15 protein-coding genes are annotated in these 17,875 nt (G+C 42.2%); 5 read left to right on the top strand and 10 right to left on the bottom strand.

Annotated features, from left to right (window positions below):
• Window positions 1-16: 16 nt before the first annotated feature.
• From H6H03_RS05680 to H6H03_RS05720, 9 genes are all read right to left on the bottom strand, one after another.
• Window positions 17-1,138 (bottom strand): alpha-hydroxy acid oxidase, encoded by a 1,122-nt coding sequence (locus H6H03_RS05680; RefSeq protein ID WP_190954171.1) that lies wholly within the window; start codon window positions 1,136-1,138, stop codon window positions 17-19.
• A gap of 49 nt (window positions 1,139-1,187) precedes the next feature.
• On the bottom strand, window positions 1,188-2,105 hold the full coding sequence (locus tag H6H03_RS05685) for a hypothetical protein (protein ID WP_190954172.1): 918 nt from the start codon (window positions 2,103-2,105) through the stop codon (window positions 1,188-1,190).
• A gap of 134 nt (window positions 2,106-2,239) precedes the next feature.
• Entirely contained in the window at window positions 2,240-2,407 is a 168-nt protein-coding gene (locus H6H03_RS05690; protein WP_199338800.1) for a type II toxin-antitoxin system PemK/MazF family toxin, read from the bottom strand.
• Between the two features lie 15 nt (window positions 2,408-2,422).
• On the bottom strand, window positions 2,423-3,301 hold the full coding sequence (locus tag H6H03_RS05695) for a M48 family metallopeptidase (RefSeq protein WP_190954173.1): 879 nt from the start codon (window positions 3,299-3,301) through the stop codon (window positions 2,423-2,425).
• A 213-nt stretch (window positions 3,302-3,514) separates the two neighbouring features.
• Entirely contained in the window at window positions 3,515-4,876 is a 1,362-nt protein-coding gene (murA, locus tag H6H03_RS05700; protein ID WP_190954330.1) for a UDP-N-acetylglucosamine 1-carboxyvinyltransferase, read from the bottom strand.
• Window positions 4,877-5,274: 398 nt separating this feature from the next.
• Window positions 5,275-6,186, bottom strand: coding sequence for a bestrophin family protein (locus H6H03_RS05705; RefSeq protein ID WP_190954174.1), 912 nt, complete (start codon window positions 6,184-6,186; stop codon window positions 5,275-5,277).
• Window positions 6,187-6,672: 486 nt separating this feature from the next.
• The gene (locus H6H03_RS05710; protein WP_190954175.1) at window positions 6,673-7,074 is read right to left on the bottom strand and encodes a VOC family protein; all 402 of its coding nucleotides are present in this window, start codon (window positions 7,072-7,074) and stop codon (window positions 6,673-6,675) included.
• Window positions 7,075-7,596: 522 nt separating this feature from the next.
• A complete protein-coding gene (locus tag H6H03_RS05715; RefSeq protein ID WP_190954176.1) occupies window positions 7,597-8,439 on the bottom strand; it encodes an SIMPL domain-containing protein in 843 nt (280 codons plus the stop codon).
• Window positions 8,440-8,744: 305 nt separating this feature from the next.
• The gene (locus H6H03_RS05720) at window positions 8,745-9,122 is read right to left on the bottom strand and encodes a hypothetical protein (RefSeq protein ID WP_190954177.1); all 378 of its coding nucleotides are present in this window, start codon (window positions 9,120-9,122) and stop codon (window positions 8,745-8,747) included.
• A 1,042-nt stretch (window positions 9,123-10,164) separates the two neighbouring features.
• Between H6H03_RS05720 and H6H03_RS05725 the strand changes: the two genes are divergently transcribed.
• The 5 genes from H6H03_RS05725 (at window position 10,165) to H6H03_RS05745 (ending at window position 16,956) form a co-directional block, all read left to right on the top strand.
• The gene (locus H6H03_RS05725) at window positions 10,165-11,007 is read left to right on the top strand and encodes a hypothetical protein (RefSeq protein ID WP_190954178.1); all 843 of its coding nucleotides are present in this window, start codon (window positions 10,165-10,167) and stop codon (window positions 11,005-11,007) included.
• On the top strand, window positions 10,989-12,368 hold the full coding sequence (locus tag H6H03_RS05730; RefSeq protein ID WP_190954179.1) for an O-antigen ligase family protein: 1,380 nt from the start codon (window positions 10,989-10,991) through the stop codon (window positions 12,366-12,368). The genes H6H03_RS05725 and H6H03_RS05730 overlap by 19 nt, the downstream gene beginning before the upstream one ends.
• Window positions 12,369-13,259: 891 nt before the next feature.
• Window positions 13,260-13,781 carry a Ycf51 family protein gene (locus H6H03_RS05735; protein ID WP_190954331.1) on the top strand — a complete coding sequence of 174 codons (522 nt, stop codon included), beginning with the start codon at window positions 13,260-13,262 and terminating at the stop codon, window positions 13,779-13,781.
• A gap of 782 nt (window positions 13,782-14,563) precedes the next feature.
• Window positions 14,564-15,754 carry an iron-containing alcohol dehydrogenase family protein gene (locus tag H6H03_RS05740; protein WP_190954180.1) on the top strand — a complete coding sequence of 397 codons (1,191 nt, stop codon included), beginning with the start codon at window positions 14,564-14,566 and terminating at the stop codon, window positions 15,752-15,754.
• Entirely contained in the window at window positions 15,751-16,956 is a 1,206-nt protein-coding gene (locus tag H6H03_RS05745; RefSeq protein WP_190954181.1) for an aspartate aminotransferase, read from the top strand. The genes H6H03_RS05740 and H6H03_RS05745 overlap by 4 nt, the downstream gene beginning before the upstream one ends.
• A gap of 322 nt (window positions 16,957-17,278) precedes the next feature.
• Here the strand turns inward: H6H03_RS05745 and H6H03_RS05750 are convergent, their stop codons facing one another.
• Entirely contained in the window at window positions 17,279-17,869 is a 591-nt protein-coding gene (locus H6H03_RS05750; RefSeq protein ID WP_190954182.1) for an isochorismatase family protein, read from the bottom strand.
• Window positions 17,870-17,875: the final 6 nt, after the last annotated feature.

Here is a 17,875-nt window from a genome sequence, read left to right on the forward strand (position 1 = left end):
CGCTGAAGTTTAACGCTTAAATGTGTGCAAACTTTAATAAACTAGCGTCAATATCTTGTAGCTTGGCACAGCCGCTAAGTGCCATTGCGATATTTAACTCATCTTGTAGAAGTGAGATGACATGAGATACACCGGTTTGTCCTGCTACTGCTAGCCCCCACAAAATGGGTCGGCCGATGAGTACTGCTTTTGCTCCTAATGCTAAGGCTTTGAGAATGTCTGTACCCCTACGGATACCTCCATCTAGCAATACTTCTACCTTACCATTGACTGCTGGCACAATTTCAGCGAGAGCATCTAAAGAAGCGATTGCACCATCAAGTTGTCTGCCTCCATGATTAGAAACAATAATTGCTTGGGCCCCATATTCCACAGCCCGCAATGCATCATCTGGGCGTAAAATTCCTTTGATTACTAAGGGTAGTGGAGATATGGACTGCAACCATTCCAAGTCACTCCAAGTAACTGCTGGGTTGAGTTGTTGGGCAAAATAGGTAAACAACCCCGATTCACCTTTTTCATGGGAAATATCCAGCCCTGAGATAGTTGCGAGATTCGCTAGATGTAGATCTAAAGGTAAAGCAAACTCATTACGTCTATCTTTTTCGCGCTGTCCGAGGACTGGTGCATCTACGGTCAGGCAAAGTGCTTTATAACCTGATTTATAAGCTTTTTCTACCAAGGCGCGAGTCAATCCCCGGTCTTTGTGGATGTAAAGTTGAAACCAGCGTACCGAATCTGGAAATTGTTCGCACGCAGTTGCTACTTCTTCAATGCTCTTTGTTGCCATTGTACTTAAGATCGTGCCCACACCAGCTGATGCCGCAGCTAAAGCCGTAGCAACTTCGCCGTCGGGATGAGCCAGACATTGAAAAGCCATTGGTGCAATCAACAAAGGTAGTTGCAGGGGTTGTCCTAAAATGGAGGTATTAAGATGGCGATCGCTAACATCGACTAAAACACGAGGTCGTAACTTGATTCGCTCAAAGGCGGTACGGTTGTCTCGCAGGGTGATTTCGTCCCAGGCTCCACTACTGTAGTAATCAAGGGCCATTTGAGATAGATAGTGTTTTGCGAGCTTTTCGTACTCAAACAGGTTAATGGGTTGAAAACGATCTTCGTTGGGTACAGCTGTCATGGTAGCGATCGTGGGTTAAGGGATGGGATGTTTGTTAATCCCATCAAAGTTATGATAAATCGCCGAGGAACCTATTTAATAACTCTTCCCGTGATAGTTGCAGCAATAAAGGAGTAAATTGTTCTGGAGATAATGCCAATAAAGGTTCAATAATTATGATTAGTTCTGGATCTAAAGAACCAAACCTAACTCGCAACAAATTTTCTATAACATTACGACGTTCTGCTCGAATTCCTTCGTCCAGTCCTTCTTGAATTCCTTCTTGTTTAGCTTCCGCTAATTTTTGCTCGTAAATGGGTGATAAGCGCATAATTAAATCTCTATCCTCGTCGTCTATATTTTGATTTACTTCTAAGGTCGTCTTTAAACTCAATAATAAATCTATTGCCTTAGAACGCAAGGGATTATTTCGGGGAAGTGCTTCTAGTTCATCTATGGCTTGTTGCTGGACTCTACCCTTGCCTAAAATTCTCAACCATAATGTTTCTTGTGTAGAAGGTAATTGGTGAATAGCGACAATAGATGTTCTTAAATACTCGGCGAGAAAATGTACTCCTACTCCCCAGTTATCTTCATCTGAGCTAGTTCTAAAACCATTTAAGATAGATTCAGAAACCGTGGGTGACAAAATCCACAAACGTGGTAATTCTGATTCTGGAATTCGGTTTTTATCAACTTTGGTTTGGCGCTTGATTTCGGCAAATATATCAAATAACTTATTCATGCAACTGCGAATTTCTGCAATTGTCGCCGCATTTCTAAATGGTTCAATTAAAGCAGGTTCGGCTGCAAATTTACCTAACAATCCTAATTCTATCGTCTCGCTTGATTGAGATGAAGGTATAAAATAAACATCAATCTCGCGGATTTGTGCCGGAACTTTGCGACTTGTTTCCACTTCTCCGAGTGGTTGTAACAATTCTTTAAGATAGTCTTTTGCGAACTGGTCGTAGGGAAACCTGGTCATTAGTTAATTTTTTAGATGTACCAGTACTTTACAATAGTGACCAGACGCTTCTTCGATGAGTTAAGAGAGACAGCAAGTGCGATCGCCTTTGGTGGAGCCTAGCCCATCGTACAATTGCTAAACTCCTGTCAAACTCAACCCAATCCTAAATACAATTTCAGTGCCGCATCAACTAATACTATTGTTTCTGGATTTAAACTACCTACTACTTCACCAATAATCCGCTGCTGAGAAATTGCTCTTAGTTTTTGTGCTTGTACTTTAGAAGGCTTTGTTAAACCACTATCCTCATGGTTGAGCAAAGCCTGTAAGTAGATTTACCAGTTTCGCCAGCCGCCTTTGGGTGCAACTTCATCAATCGTCGGCTTGAGTCCGTGACCTTCAATTAAAGATTGATATTCTGTACTGCTTGCCCAGCGGTCAATTTCTCGCGCCCGTAGTACTGGTACTGGATGGGTTAATTGGGCTGTGCGGGCAGCTTTGACCATTTCACCGAGTTCGGTCTTGCTAATATCATCGTAAGCACGGGCTTGAGCAACAAAAGCATCGAGGTTTAGTTGGGGTGCTAAGGCGGGAGAACCACCAGCTAGTTTCATCAACACCGACATCACAACTTTGGGGTCTTGGGTTGCTAGCAATGCGGCGCGATCGCAGGTAAACTCAGCACAGCGTACCCATTCCAAAAGTTGTGCTTGTATCGCTTGGGCAATGAAGCCTCCAACATTGGGGACAATTGCCGCAGCTAATATTAATAAATTTACAGGCGTTAAGTAAACGCTATGGTCACACTTGAGATGTCCCAACTCGTGGGCAATTACCGCTTGGATTTCCTCTGGTGTGAGAATATCAATTAAAGATGTGTGCAAGACAATAAAAGGCTGCTTACCGCGCACCGCAAAAGTGTAAGCATTAGGAGCCGGATGCTGTCGGACGTACAACTGGGGAGGCTCTATATCCAAGATTTTGCAAGCTTCTAACAGCAACTGGTGTAAATCAGGCAGTTGTTTTTCACCCACTAGAACACTTGAGGCAATATTTTCCACATAAAAAACCTGCTCTGCCATTGGCCCTAGCCAATTTCGCACCAACATATCGATGCCTGGTATCTGCTTGAGCGCATTAGTAGATTCTAGGTCTAATGGATGGCGAAATGAGTCAGCTTTTAAACCAATCAGGGGGGTTTTGAAGAAGGACATAGTGCAGCAAGCTATAAAAAATATAAGTATGGAAGCTGGCTGGTTAAGTAAACAGCCTCCCACAGATAGTATAGCGATTAAGTAGGGTCGGCTTTATGGAGGGGGTAGGGCACAAAGGGAGACAAGGGAGAGGGGAAAGACGAGGGAGAAAGATTGCTTTGTCTCCCTTGTCCCCCTTGTCTACCTTGTCTACCTCATCAAAGCATCACAACTTCACAGACTACTGACGCTGGGAAGGATTTCTAAATCTGGTGATACTTCGCCCACCCGCAGGATTTTAGCGCCTAATTGCTGCAACTTCACATCAAGTCGATCATAGCCGCGATCGAGGTGCTGCAATCCCTGAATTGTGGTTTGTCCTTCTGCGGCTAGTCCTGCCAAGACTAGCGCTGCTGATGCTCGCAAGTCTGTGCCTAATACCGGTGCGCCAGACAGCTTAGGTACTCCCCGAACGAAAGCAGCATTGCCTTTGACGCGAATATCTGCCCCCAAACGATTTAACTCTGAGGCATGACGCAAGCGATTTTCAAATACAGATTCGTTGATTACGCTGTCGCCTTCGGCCAATGTCAGCAAAGCCATGAACGGCGCTTGCATGTCTGTGGGAAAACCTGGATGGTATTGGGTTTCTATATCTGTTGCCTTCAAGGTTTCTGCCGGGAAAATACGTAAGTGTTCCGGTGCTTCCTCGATGATTGTGACTCCAATATCCCGCAGCTTGGCAATCACTGGTATGAGATGTTCTGGAGCCACCGGCGAGAGACTGAGTTCTGAGCGGGTAATTGCTGCTGCGACTAAAAACGTTCCTGCCTCAATGCGATCGGGGATAATACTGTAGTCAACAGAATGCAACTTGGGGACTCCTTCGATGATAATTCTGCTAGTCCCCGCCCCACTAATTTTTGCTCCCATCGCATTACAGAAGTTAGCTAAATCAACTACTTCCGGTTCTCTGGCAGCGTTTTCGATGATTGTTTCGCCGTCTGCTAAGGTAGCCGCCATCATCAAGTTTTCTGTGGCTCCGACGCTGGCGATATCTAAGTAAATCTTCGCTCCTTTTAACCTGCGGCTGCTGCCAGGAACGTAAGCATTACAAATGCCGTGTTCGATTTGCACTTCAGCTCCCATTGCTTGCAGTCCCCGGACATGCAAGTCAACTGGTCTGGCCCCAATAGCACAACCGCCTGGTAAAGGCATCTGCGCGACTCCTAGTCTTGCCAGAATCGCACCAATGGCGAAAAAACTCGCCCTCAATTGCGTAACTAGTTCGTAGGGAGCTTTTGATGTTTTAATTTCGCTGGCGTTGATGTCTAAGATGTCACCTTGTCGTGTCAAGCGTACACCCAAAGCCGATAACACCTGACCCATCCGCTCTACATCGGCTAATAGGGGAACATTACGGATGCGACAATCACCTGGACACAGCAAGGCTCCAGCCATAATTACCAATGCTGCATTTTTCGCCCCGCTAATTTTCACATGACCTCGTAAGGGATGCCCACCCGAAATTTGCAAGACTGAGGAGTCTGCTTTCGGAGCAAATTTGGCATCTGGTAAGTTGCTAGAAGGATTAATAATCCTACCTCCAAAAGTAATACGTATTTTATATGTTTGAAGTTGGTTTTGATTCTACAGTAAAGATTCAATTTGTCCACGTTTTAGGACAAGATATTTGATTGAAAAATAGTGTTTTCGCCCATAAAAAAAGACTAAAACCCAGTATTGGCAAGGATTTTGAGATTTTGTTAAGTCTAACAAAAAGTCACAAGTAAGTAGTACTTACAAGTAGCACTTAATACTCAATAATCTAACTTACGTGTTCGCTAAAATCCCATACTCCAATTAATAAGTTAAGTCTTGTCAAGTTGAAGTAGACTGAGACTTTTACTAATGACTCAGTTAATTAGTATCTTCGTTGTTCAAAAGTTTTATTTGTGTGAGGTTGCAAATCTCAAATAATTTATTAAATTTACTTAATAACTGGCATTATTTTCAGGCGATCGCGCACTTGGAGTCAAGCTGATTAAATCATCAATGTTGCGTTTCATTGTCTTGCAAATTAAATCTAGGGGTAAGTCATTGGCGTCATAACCAAAGGGATTTTCTATTTCCAAACCAATGGCTTCAATGCCAAAGACTGTAAACCCAACTAACGCAGTAATTAAACCTGTCCACCAACCCAGACTATTGACAATTTGAAATGGCAGTAGTAAACAATATAGTACCAGTAATTGCTTTAGATGAATTGCATAAGCCAGCGGCATTGGTGTTTTTAAAATCCGTTCACAAGCACCTAAATTATCCACAAGATTATTCAATAATTCTTGCATTCCTGTTAATTGGTAGCTATTGATACAATTACGATAATATTGCTGCTGTAAATAATCTCCTATCCAAAAAGCTACTTCTATAGGAGGATTATTCATGATTTTCAGCTTGAGATATCTGCTAGATGGCATAAATTCTTCTAATTCGTCATTAATGGTTTCTCCGCGCAAGTGTATTTTGGTCGCTACAGCAAAAGCTACTAATAAATTTAATGCTGCAATTTTATTATCTTTATCATCTGGAGAGATTTCGTCAATGGATACCCAAATCTGCCGCGCTAGATTTCGGACATTATTTACTATAGAACCCCAACATTTTCTCCCTTCCCAAAATCGTTCATAAGCAGTATTGGTACGAAATACAAGTAACAAGCCCAAAACAATACTAGGGATAACGCTACCTAAAATAGGTTGGGATACAGGCAGCTGCAAATGATGAAGGATAGAAACAAAAAATCCAAAAAACCCACACCATAAAACGTTTTTGTAAATGGCGTGTACTACTGAACCTTTGAGTCGTAATGTCGTGTTTACCCATTTCAGGTTTACGCCACTCATGTAGTCACCCTAAGATAACATCTTAATAATTACTTAAAAATAATAGCTCTACAATCAGTATTATTGCCAAGGAAGATACTGTAAAAAGTAGCTCTAAAAACCCATGAAACATTCTTAGATCGACGACTGTATAGCAATCCTATTTGATCTATAAGCTCATGGAGTAGAGACACGGCTCATCGCATTTGTACATAAGTGGATTTGTTCCTAACTTATTTAGCACTGCTATATCCTACTTTCTGTATGAAAAATTTCAAAGCGATACCTCAGGCTGGCTACGCCTACGCAGCTAATTGTAAAGAAATGTAAAAGTTTGAGGCTGGCTGCATAAACCTCGCAAACTGCCTTGATAACTCTGTAGAAGAAAAGGTACATACCTAACGATGATGACCATAGGGCATTAATCGTTATCATGTACCCTAGTAAATCAGCAAGTTCTAACCTGTACAAATCCTGCCCTGTAAATTCAGTGTCTAGACATAACATTTAGTTATGTCTTTTTTCGTTATTAGTCTCAAAACGTTGAATTTCGATTAAATAACCACTGGGATCGCGTAAAAAACAATGATAAATATTATACTTTTTATTCATTGTTGGTGGCTTTTCAAACCTGATGCCACGTTGTTGGAGATATTCAAACCATTCATCTACCTGCTGTGTTACCAAGGTAAAAATAACACGTGATTCGTTTTCAGATGAAAGAATTGATGTTTCACTTGCTTGGCATAACCCCAAGTATCCAGAGCCAGTAACACTGTAAATTCGACAGCTACCTTGGTCAAGCCACAACTCGAAGCCTAACTTTTGTTCGTAGAATTCTGTAGACGCATTAAGGTCGTGGGTATAGAAGAAGGTAATCTGTTGATCTATTTGGAGTTGATGAGACATAAAATACATTTGAGTATATACCCTAACGACATCTGGCGATCGCATAGGTAAAAATTTATTTATGTTAGAAACCTGTTACTGCTCCAGAACGCCTTAGGCGGTTCTGGAGTTTCTTTTTGATAAAGCGATCAAAATTTTCTAAATCATCCGGATATGCCAAAACAAGCTTGAAAGGGGATGCATACCGAATTATTTATATCTAATACGGAGCATCACTCGTTGATGTACTCCTGTGCCAAACAACTCTCGCAAAATAGCCCCAGCAGAACTGGGGCTGTTTTGCGTTGAAGGTGTGTGAACTAGAAGCACAATATGAAGTCAAGGAACATAATTTAGTACATTTGGGTGTATACCCTGATGACGTATGATTCATTCATGGAAAAAATTGATATAGGTAAATGCGTATCTTTCCTGACTCCAGATTTGTCATAAACATTTCTGGAGTTTTTTCATTAAATAGTCAAGCGATCGCACTTTACCCTTTAAGGCTAACTTTAATGCGATCGCACTTAATAGAAATATTTATTTCACTGTGTATGTTACAAAAATATCCTTTTTCATCTCAACTTCCGCCGGGGCATCTGGATCGTAAGTTGGTGTCAATAAAAAACTAGCAAAAGACGGTAAAGTAACTCCAGATTTAGAATTACACGAAGGATAGAATAAGGTATAAAATGGTTCGGCTACAGAAGCAGCACCAAGTTTAACACCCATAGCAGTTGCTAAAGCCTGAGCGCGACTTTGAGCGTCTTTCATTGCTGATTGATAAACTGAACTCTGCAAAGCTTGACAATCATTAACTGCGTATTCCACGCCGACGTTATTGATAGTTAAGTTTTCCAGTTTGCTCGTTGCTTTATTCGCTGTACCAACAATTTCGTGAATGCGATCGCGGGTTGGTTTTTCCACCCTCACTAATATCTTGGCATTATTTTCAGTGGAGTTAGGGTTAACTTGCACTTGAATTTTATCGGCACTAATTCCATTAGTAACTAGGCTATCAATTATTGGCTGGAGATTTGCCTTAGTTAAGGGTTTTTGACTTTCTAAAGCAGGTGTAGGTGGAATTTGTCCTATTGGTGTTTTGGTATTTAAGAGGAGAACTGGTAAAGTTACCCGACGGACTTGTGAGAGCGTTGATGGTTGCGTTTGTAACTCTTCATTACTATTTTTACTACTGACTACCAATTCAATATCCGCTGTATCAGCTGGTACTCTTACTACCCCTTGACCCATTACCATTAATGAATGGCGATCGCTCGCTGGTGGATAAAATAATTGGGCATTAGCGACTTTAGGCCTTAATGCTTCCATCCCAACAGTCATAGTTATACTTACCAGCATCACAGCAGTTATTTTTTTCATGTTCTGGCAATGTCCTTTGAACATACTATTTGTCAAAGTTTACACTTCAAGAACAATATACTTAAGCTTTGCTCTAAATAATTTACTAAAAAAGACTAGGGAGTAGGGAGATGGGGAAGTGTAGGGAGAAATAGAATTTATGCTTCTTCCTCCTTCCACACCTCTCAATGCCCCATGACGCCACTTCACGGCAATTGCTCATGGGGAGCCAGTGCCTTTACCCATCAGTGGCTCCCCCATGCCCAATGCCCCATAAGTGTTAGCTAAACATCAGGCATCTTTTTTGAATTCTGAATTCTAGAGTATTAACCAAACCAGTGAGAGGGTTCACAACCGGGTTGAACTATTTCACAAAGGTGATGGCTAATCCAATCTGACTTTTCTTGAACGATTGAGCAAATACCTTGGTGAATTAAATTTTGTAAATGTAGTTGCTGTTCTAAGCGTTTACGAGGCAACTGATAATTTAGCAAGCTTTCTTGTTCAGCCTCAGCTAGTGGAATATTTCCGTCAGATATGACGCTATAAAAAGAGGGAATACGGTTGAGGACGAAAGCAATTAGCTCTTGGCGTAAGTCAGGCATCGCAAAAGCTTGTTGATATGGATGATATGGATATGTATCCAAAACGCTTTCAATCTCTCCTATTACTGATTGCTGAGTCAAATTCACTACAGTTTTCATAATTTTTTAAACTCCTTTTTTAATTCAGTCAAAGATTAATTCAGTAAACAACTTTTTTAGATGGTAAGGTTGTCATGACAATCAGTTATAAATGATTCAACTGATAGATGCAATAGACTCTGAAGTTAGCCTTTTATTAGGGTAGAATATCAAACATTTTACTGTGCAGATTTGAGTTAAAGCTTATACTGATTTGCAGTATTTTGCATAAAGACAGCACTGAAGAAACTGATAAACTGCCGACATTTTATATTTATAATACTTATTCTTTCAAATTTATGCCTTTTTGGCAGAAATCTACATAAAACGCAGCATAAAGTTTAGGGGATCAAGATTATGGGCAAGTCGGCAACTTACTTTGGTTGGAAATTTTTAGTTAAATTTAAGCTTCTTGGTAATTAAGATCGCTTTGGGGTTGATTAGACAATTTACTGTTTCATAGACAGAAGTTATTTGTTGCACATTAGTTTTAGTAATCGGGAAAATACTTAACTCTTAGACTGTCAAATCAGTCTAGCGACAGATGAAATGATTGAGTAAAAACTTTGAAAAAGTTCACATTATCTAAAAGCATGTATTCAAAGTCAAAAAATATACCGGGAACTTCTCTATTGTCAGAAGAGAAGCTATAAAGCACTCATTACCTGATAGGTAAGAGGAGGTAATAAATATTGATAATGGTTTTTAAGTATTTAGACTACTACTGAGATGGAAAGGTGAAGATTAGAGGCAGTGTGATTCAATTACTGAAAAAGCGCTGTCACTACTGGGTGCAGGTTAAACCTGCCGTTGAGGTACTAATTAGTTGAATATTAGTCATCAACTATCCCAAGTTCTGATAGTCGTTACTCCTTGAAAGAAGCAAGCTACACTTAGCGTCTTTGCGGGACAAGGGTAGCCTCGCAAGAGACTTCTCTGGCGATCGTTAGCTATCATCATTAGTTATCATCAAATGACAAACGACAAAATTACTACTAATGACTGCTGAAAGCTAATAGTAGAATAAGGTACAGAAAAGCTGCATGGAAGGGAGGAAGCGAAATTGGATGAGATGAGGGCGGCGCTAGAGTTAGCGACTGAAGAAGAACTACAAGACTTAACGGCAATTTTATTTAGTCGTAAGTTCAATCCCCTAGACTACGTTCACACACCCGAACCCATCGAAGTGCAAAGCCAAGACCGCAAAGCTTGGCTAGATGCATTAGAAGGTCGCTTCCGCTTTTTGGCGGCAGATGGGATGACGGTATTGCGGGGGCGCACAGACCAAGTAACTTACCGACAAGCACTTGTTCAAGTATGTAGATATCTTAAGATTCCTTATTCTAATCAGTTGACAACCGTTGATTTAGAAGCAGAAGTATTTTTGCATCTGCTAGGACAGGTGTGGAAAAAATTGCCCGAACAGGAAAAGCAAAAATTGACAATACGGATACAGCGTCAGCTTGTCAAATCAGAATTAAAACAACCTTTACCACTTTTATTGCAACGCGATCCCTTGGGGCTACTTTTTAAAGGTGGTAGTGCATTGGCTGTTACTTCCATGCTGCAACCAGTTGTACTCAAGCAAATTGCCCGTCAATTTGCTATACACCTTGCTACCTACGAAGTAGCCAAACAAGCAGCGATTAAAGGCACGGAAGCAGCCACAACGCAGTTTCAAAGCTATGTAACTATGCAAATGGCCAGACGGGGTATGACCGTGAGTGCAGCTCGTTATGGAGCAGTTCGCACTATGTTTGCCGTGATTGGGCCAATGATGTGGGCTTGGTTTTTTGCGGACTTAGGGTGGAGAGCGATCGCTACTAACTATGGTCGCATCATTCCTACGATTTTCGCCCTTGCTCAAATTCGTCTCACTCGTGCTGAATGTTGGGAGCCAGCTTGAATAAAGCTTTTTACCCTTTAAACTCTCGTTGGAACTACTCTTTATTGGCGGTATTAATCTTCCCGTTGAGTCCTTTTGTCGGGGCTGTAACTATAGTTTTGGTATCATTCATAACTTGGATTAAACAATACCGCCAAATTAGTCGCCGCCCCCTCAACTGGGGATTTGCCCTTTTGAGTCTGTTGCTAATAGTCAGTTGTGGGTTTGCTCAGAACAAAATAGAAGCTTTCCTCGGCTTATTTAATTTCTTACCATTCTTTTTAGTTTTCGCCGCCTTCAGCACCCTGATTCAAACAACTGCCCAATTGCGGCAAATGGCTTGGGCTTTGGTAATAGGTTCGATGCCTGTGGCGATTCTTGGTTTAGGACAATTATTTTTGGGCTGGAATTTTAAGTTCCAGTTTATCTGGGTTGTATTGAGTTGGACAATTAGACCAGGAGGAAATCCACCAGGCCGCATAGCTTCATTATTCTTGCACGCCAATACCTTCGCGGCTTATTTAGTAATAGTATTCATCGTTAGTGTAGGTTTGTGGTTGGAACAATGGCAATTGAAGATTGGGCATAGGGCATGGGACATAGTAAGAGGCAGGGGCAAAAACTCTTCTCCCCTGCTCCCTGCTCCCTGCCCCCCTGCCCCCTCATCCCCTACACTCCCCTTCATCTTCCTTACCATCGCGGTGCTTACGAATTTCATCACCTTGATTTTTACCAACTCACGTAATGGATGGGCGATCGCTATTTTTACCTGTTTCGCTTATGCAGTCTATCAGGGTTGGCGGATTATTGTGGGTAGCGTTGTCGGTATCGTCACTAGCGTACTTTTAGCGGCTTTTGCTCCCTCACCAATCGCTCAGTTTTTTCGCCAGTACGTTCCTGCTTTCTTTTGGGCAAGGTTAAACGACGATATGTATCCAGATAGACCAGTAGCTTTGATGCGAAAAACTCAGTGGGAGTTCGCCTGGTCTTTGGCTTGGCAACATCCTTGGACGGGTTGGGGTTTACGTAGTTTTACTGGACTCTACAAAGCACATACGCAAATTAAGTTGGGTCATCCCCACAACTTGTTTTTAATGTTATCTGCTGAAACTGGTTTTATCGCTACTTTATTATTCTGTGGCTTACTAGGTTGGATTTTGATTGCAGGAGTCCAATTACTGCGAAATTCCAAACACATATATACAGAAGATAGATTGCTAATTTTTAGTTATCTTCTGGCCTGTGTAGGGTGGGTTCTATTAAATAACGTAGACGTAACCCTGTTTGATTTTCGTTTGAATACGCTTTCATGGTTAATTTTGGCTGCTACTTGTGGAATAATACATCGTCTTTTTTTCAACGCAAAGGTACGCAATGGTTAACGCCAAGGAACGCGGAGGTTTTTTAAAGATAATTCGCTATGTCGGAGAATAATTAGGCGCATCTTCATAGAGAATTGGTATCAGTCATCATATTGATGGTTAACTGTCACCCGTAAACAGTCAACAACCAACATGAAAAGATGCGGTACGTTCAATCCGCAACAGCTTATTTTTTAGAATGGAAGTCTATTGGTTTTTTTTCAGTGTATGCACTGGGGGCATTTGAAGCTTTAAGTTAATAATATAACTATATTCACGTCTGTGACTGTGAGTGTGACTAAAACCTAATTAGTCACTGTTGCTGATTGTTGGGAAGGTGTAGGGACAACCCTTTGGGGTTTTCCTGCATGACGGGCATCTCTTGTAGATGCCCTTTTGTATGTTTATTTTTCAGCAATTAAATTATAATTTTTCCATTAAATTATTTTCCAATTTTTGGCATTATTTTTGATAATTTATTTCTTAAAGATTTAGTAAAAAATTACAATTAGGACAACAATAAAAAGTGTTGGAGATTTATAAAAAAGCTTAAAACCGACGGCCAGCACCTAGAACCGTTGGAATTCTGGCTCCAGTTTTTAATCGTGATGATAGACGCTTGCAAGCTACAAATAATCATACTGCTACAGCCGCAACAATCAGCAAAGACTACGTTCGGCACGGGATATCGGCGTCGTTCTTCACCGCCTTAAATCAGTCACTCACAATGACATAAATTTCACTACCATGCATGAAAAAGGAATATTTCCTACACCCCACACCCTACACCCTTTTTCAAGTCAGGGAGAGAATAATGCCCCATGTCCGATGCTCAATGCCCTATTTTTAATGCACATCTCGGTAAAATGGGGTTGTCAGTCAACAAAAAAAGACGCCTCAGTAATTAACCTTATGCCCACAACAGCTGATTTTTTTCAATACACCCAATGGTCGGGTATAGCCACCTTGGTATTCGCTGCTTTAGCAGTGTTGGCTTTTGTTCTCAAATGGGGCATTCGCTTTCGGCTGGTAGGTACGACTGGCTTTATGGTAGTGCTAACAGCTGGTTTATTTGCACTCTCTATAGTCCCCTTGAGTCGCACTGTGATTCCGGGAGCAGTGCGCTACAGTCTAGTTTATGACAATGCCTCAACCCAAGCGGTGATTGCCGTGTCACCTCAAATTTCTACTACACAATTAGAAGCAACTTTACGTCAAGCAGCTAGCAATCTTTATTCTTATGGTCGTTCTGGTACGCTCCAAGACGACAAATTAACAGTTCGCGCCCGTACCATTCTGCACCCAGAACCAGGGATTTCAGTACCAGTTTACTTGGGTGAGGTGAAGCGATCGCTAGTCTCTCGTGACAACTCTCCAATAAAAGTGGAAATTTATCAAGACAAATTTGCCCAATTGCCGAAATCGAAGGCTTAAGGGAACTGGGCATAAGGCATAGGGCATTGGTTATTTCTCCCTCTGCCTCCCCTGCTCCCCTGCTCTTTTGCTCCTTGTCTGTGTGCCCATTATCTCCATCTCCTCATACCCCATGACCTATGCCCATCCCCAATGCTTGTTATCAGGATGACATAATTTATTTTGTATTTACCGATACTTTAAAGATTATTTTTAGATTAAGATATTCACACTTTAGCGATCGGGCTGTAGGCAAAATTTAATCAGTATACGGGTAATGGGTACTGGCAGTTGCGATGTCTTACAAAGTTCCGAGCGCCGGAAGCCGGCGCTCCGACCTTGCGCTTTGTCAGTTGTTTTCGTAGTTACCAGTTTTGCTATTTCAAAAATATTTTCAGCACATGATTGGCTGTAGGGACATACAGATGTACGCCCTTAATTTATCTATTCTGTAGCTGCAATTGCTTGAATGGTAAGACTACGAAGAAAATCCCAGTTGCCGATGCCTGCGGCGGTCAACTACGCTTTTTTTGGGAATCTAAGAGTGCTAATGTTATTTAATTATACGGTTGTTCAAAACTTTGATAGTTCGGAATTTTAGATCGATGAAGATCGTAGATTCAAGCAAGGTCGTCAAATTACTTAAACACTCGGCAACAGGCTTTGTCTATTTCATGGCTCGGCTAAAATCCAGTTGAAGGGGTGTAAAATTTGTAGCCATCTTTAAATCAGTTGGCAACAAGTATCCCTAAGTCGAAGTCAATTTGATTAAGAAATATCAAAGTTTTGGCAAACTAGTCTATATGTCTAATAAATTTTCTACTCAACCTTCTTTGTCTACTCAAACTTCTAGTTCGTTCTTTACCCTTACAGTTGCCCCAGCAAAAGTAATCCGTGGTTCTGGCGTGTTGCAAGCCGCCGCAGCAGAAATCGCCTCCTTGGGAAATCGTCCTTTAATTGTGGCGGGAGAACGCACTCTTGCCCTCAGCCAAGAAAATCTGCAACCGATTTTAGAAACGCAACAGTTACATCCTGCCCAAGCTAGTTATGGTGCAGATTGCTGCGAAGCTAGTTTGAAATCTTTACGCAAGGCAGCTAAAGAACATAAAGCTGATGTCATTATCGGTGTTGGTGGTGGCAAAGCTTTGGATACAGCGAAATTAGTCGCGCATCAATTACAGCTACCAGTGGTGACGATTCCGACTTCTGCGGCTACCTGTGCAGCTTGGAGTGCCCTGTCGAATGTTTATTCCGAAGACGGGGCATTTCTTTATGATGTGGGACTGTCTCGTTGTCCGGATTTATTGATACTCGATTATGACTTGATTAAAACAGCACCACAAGGTACTTTAATAGCTGGAATTGGTGATGCGATCGCCAAGTGGTACGAAGCCTCAGTGAGTAGCGGACACCTACAAGACACTCTAATTATTGCCGCAGTCCAACAAGCACGAGTTTTGCGGGATATCCTCTTACAGAAGTCAGCCGCCGCCCTCAAAGAACCGGGTAGTGAAGTTTGGCGAGAAGTTGTAGACGCTAGTGTGTTACTCGCTGGCGTAGTTGGCGGACTTGGAGGGGCGCAGTGTCGCACTGTTGCCGCCCATGCAGTGCATAATGGGTTAACGCACATTTCGGGACACGCCAGTATTCACGGCGAAAAAGTTGCTTTCGGAATTTTGGTGCAACTGCGTTTAGAAGAAATGCTACAAAACAATCAACTAGCAGCATCGGCACGGCAGCAGTTGTTAAAGTTCTACGCAGAAATTGGACTACCCCAGAAATTAAGTGATTTGGGATTGGGCAATATTACATTAGGTGAGTTGCAAACAGCCGCCGAAATTGCCCTTGCTCCTAATTCTGACATCCATCGACTACCTTTTAAAGTCGCGCTGGAACAGTTGATGGCGGCAATGGTTTCTACCACTGCACCGATAGATAGTAGAGACATGAATCGAGTTTCGCCCAAGGGAATGAGTGACGAGGTTGAACCATGAGTTTGAATTGGATAGTGCCAGCAGAACGCATACAAAAACTGCCGCCTTATGTATTTGCCCGTTTAGACGAACTAAAAGCTAAAGCACGGGAACAAGGGTTAGATTTAATTGATTTGGGGATGGGAAACCCCGATGGTGCGACACCACAACCAGTCGTAGAAGCCGCCATCGCTGCTTTGCAAAATCCCGCCAATCACGGTTATCCTCCCTTTGAAGGCACTGCGAGTTTCCGGCGAGCGATTACTAATTGGTATCGTCGGCGTTATGATGTGATTCTCGATCCTGATAGTGAAGCTTTACCGCTACTCGGTTCTAAAGAAGGATTAGCACATTTAGCGATCGCTTACATCAACCCAGGCGATGTAGTTCTGGTTCCTTCTCCCGCTTATCCCGCCCACTTTCGCGGCCCCGTAATTGCTGGCGGTCAAGTTCATAGCTTGATTCTCAAACCGGAAAATGACTGGTTAATTGATTTAGCTGCCATTCCTGATGAGGTTGCCCGAAAAGCCAAAATCCTCTATTTCAACTATCCCAGCAATCCCACCGCCGCCACCGCCCCCCGCGAATTCTTTGAAGAAATCGTCGCCTTCGCCCGCAAATATGAAATTTTGCTGGTACACGATCTGTGTTACGCCGAGTTAGCGTTTGATGGTTATCAACCCACTAGCTTGTTAGAAATTCCCGGCGCGAAGGAAATTGGTGTGGAATTTCACACTTTATCCAAAACTTACAATATGGCTGGTTGGCGTGTCGGGTTTGTGGTGGGTAACCGCCATGTAATTCAAGGTTTGCGGACGCTAAAAACTAACTTGGATTACGGCATTTTTGCCGCCTTGCAAACAGCTGCCGAAACCGCTTTGCAACTACCAGATGTGTATTTGCATGAGGTACAACAACGCTACCGCACCCGCCGCGATTTCCTGATTGAAGGATTAGGACAGTTGGGTTGGGATATTCCTAAAACCAAAGCGACGATGTATCTGTGGGTGAAATGTCCTGTGGGCATGGGTTCCACAGATTTTGCCTTGAATGTGTTGCAGCAAACTGGCGTTGTGGTTACTCCTGGTAACGCCTTTGGGGTTGCGGGTGAAGGATATGTGAGAATTAGTTTGATTGCAGATTGCGATCGCTTGGGTGAAGCTTTACATCGCTTTAAGCAAGCAGGCATTCGCTATCAACCTGAAGCTGTAGTCTCTGCTTAAAAAGCGATCGCCGATCTCGTTATTTGATTAGATGATGTTTGATATCATCAGGACTCGATGGTCACTTCCTAAGTTAGTTGGCTGCTGACGGTTAACTGTCAACAGTCAACACGAAAAAACGTCCAAGTTAAATGCAAAGGCAGCTTATTATTTTTTTGCCTGAAGTCCGATAACACGGCTATCTGCTAGTGGTGGCTAAAACTCATACCAATTCTACAAAATTCGGCAAAAGTGTAAACTAGGAAACTATTGCTGCATCTAAGTTTCTTAATTACGAATTACGTTAGCGTAGCGGGGCGTAGCCCATTACGAATTGCTATTACTACCCAATCTTAGGCAGAACATCCTCAAACAAAACCTGCAATAATTGGCTTCCCTGTGGACGACTCCAATCTTGAGCTAGTTCAGCTATTAAGGTATTAGTTGCTGTTAACACAACTCCTTCACGCTCCATTCTGCGTCTAGACATCTCCTCGGAAATATCGAAGGGTGAGCCAGAAGCATCCATCACAGCTTGGACATTGTATCCTTCACGCCGGGCACTAATCGCTGGATAGACTAGGCAAACATCTGTTGTCACACCCGCCATGATGATGTTTTTGCGTTGAGTGTCTTCTACTGCTTGCTTAAAGTTAATATCTTCCCAAGCATTCACAAGACCAGCCCGTTTAATCCGCTTTTCAAAAGCTTCAGGTAAAATGCCCTCTAACTCAGGCATCAGCGCACCTTGAACATTCTGTTCCTGACTGCTAGTAAGTACGATTGGAATATTGAGAATTTTTGCAGTTTTGGCTAAAGCGAGGGTATTTCGCTTCACAACCTCCAAGGGAATATTCTTAATTAATTGCATAGTTCCAACTTGGTGGTCGATTAAAAGCATGACTGAGTTATCAGATGTAAATTTATCGCTCATCTTTTT

The organism is Nostoc paludosum FACHB-159, assembly GCF_014698835.1.
Taxonomy (GTDB): Bacteria; Cyanobacteriota; Cyanobacteriia; order Cyanobacteriales; family Nostocaceae; genus Nostoc; species Nostoc paludosum.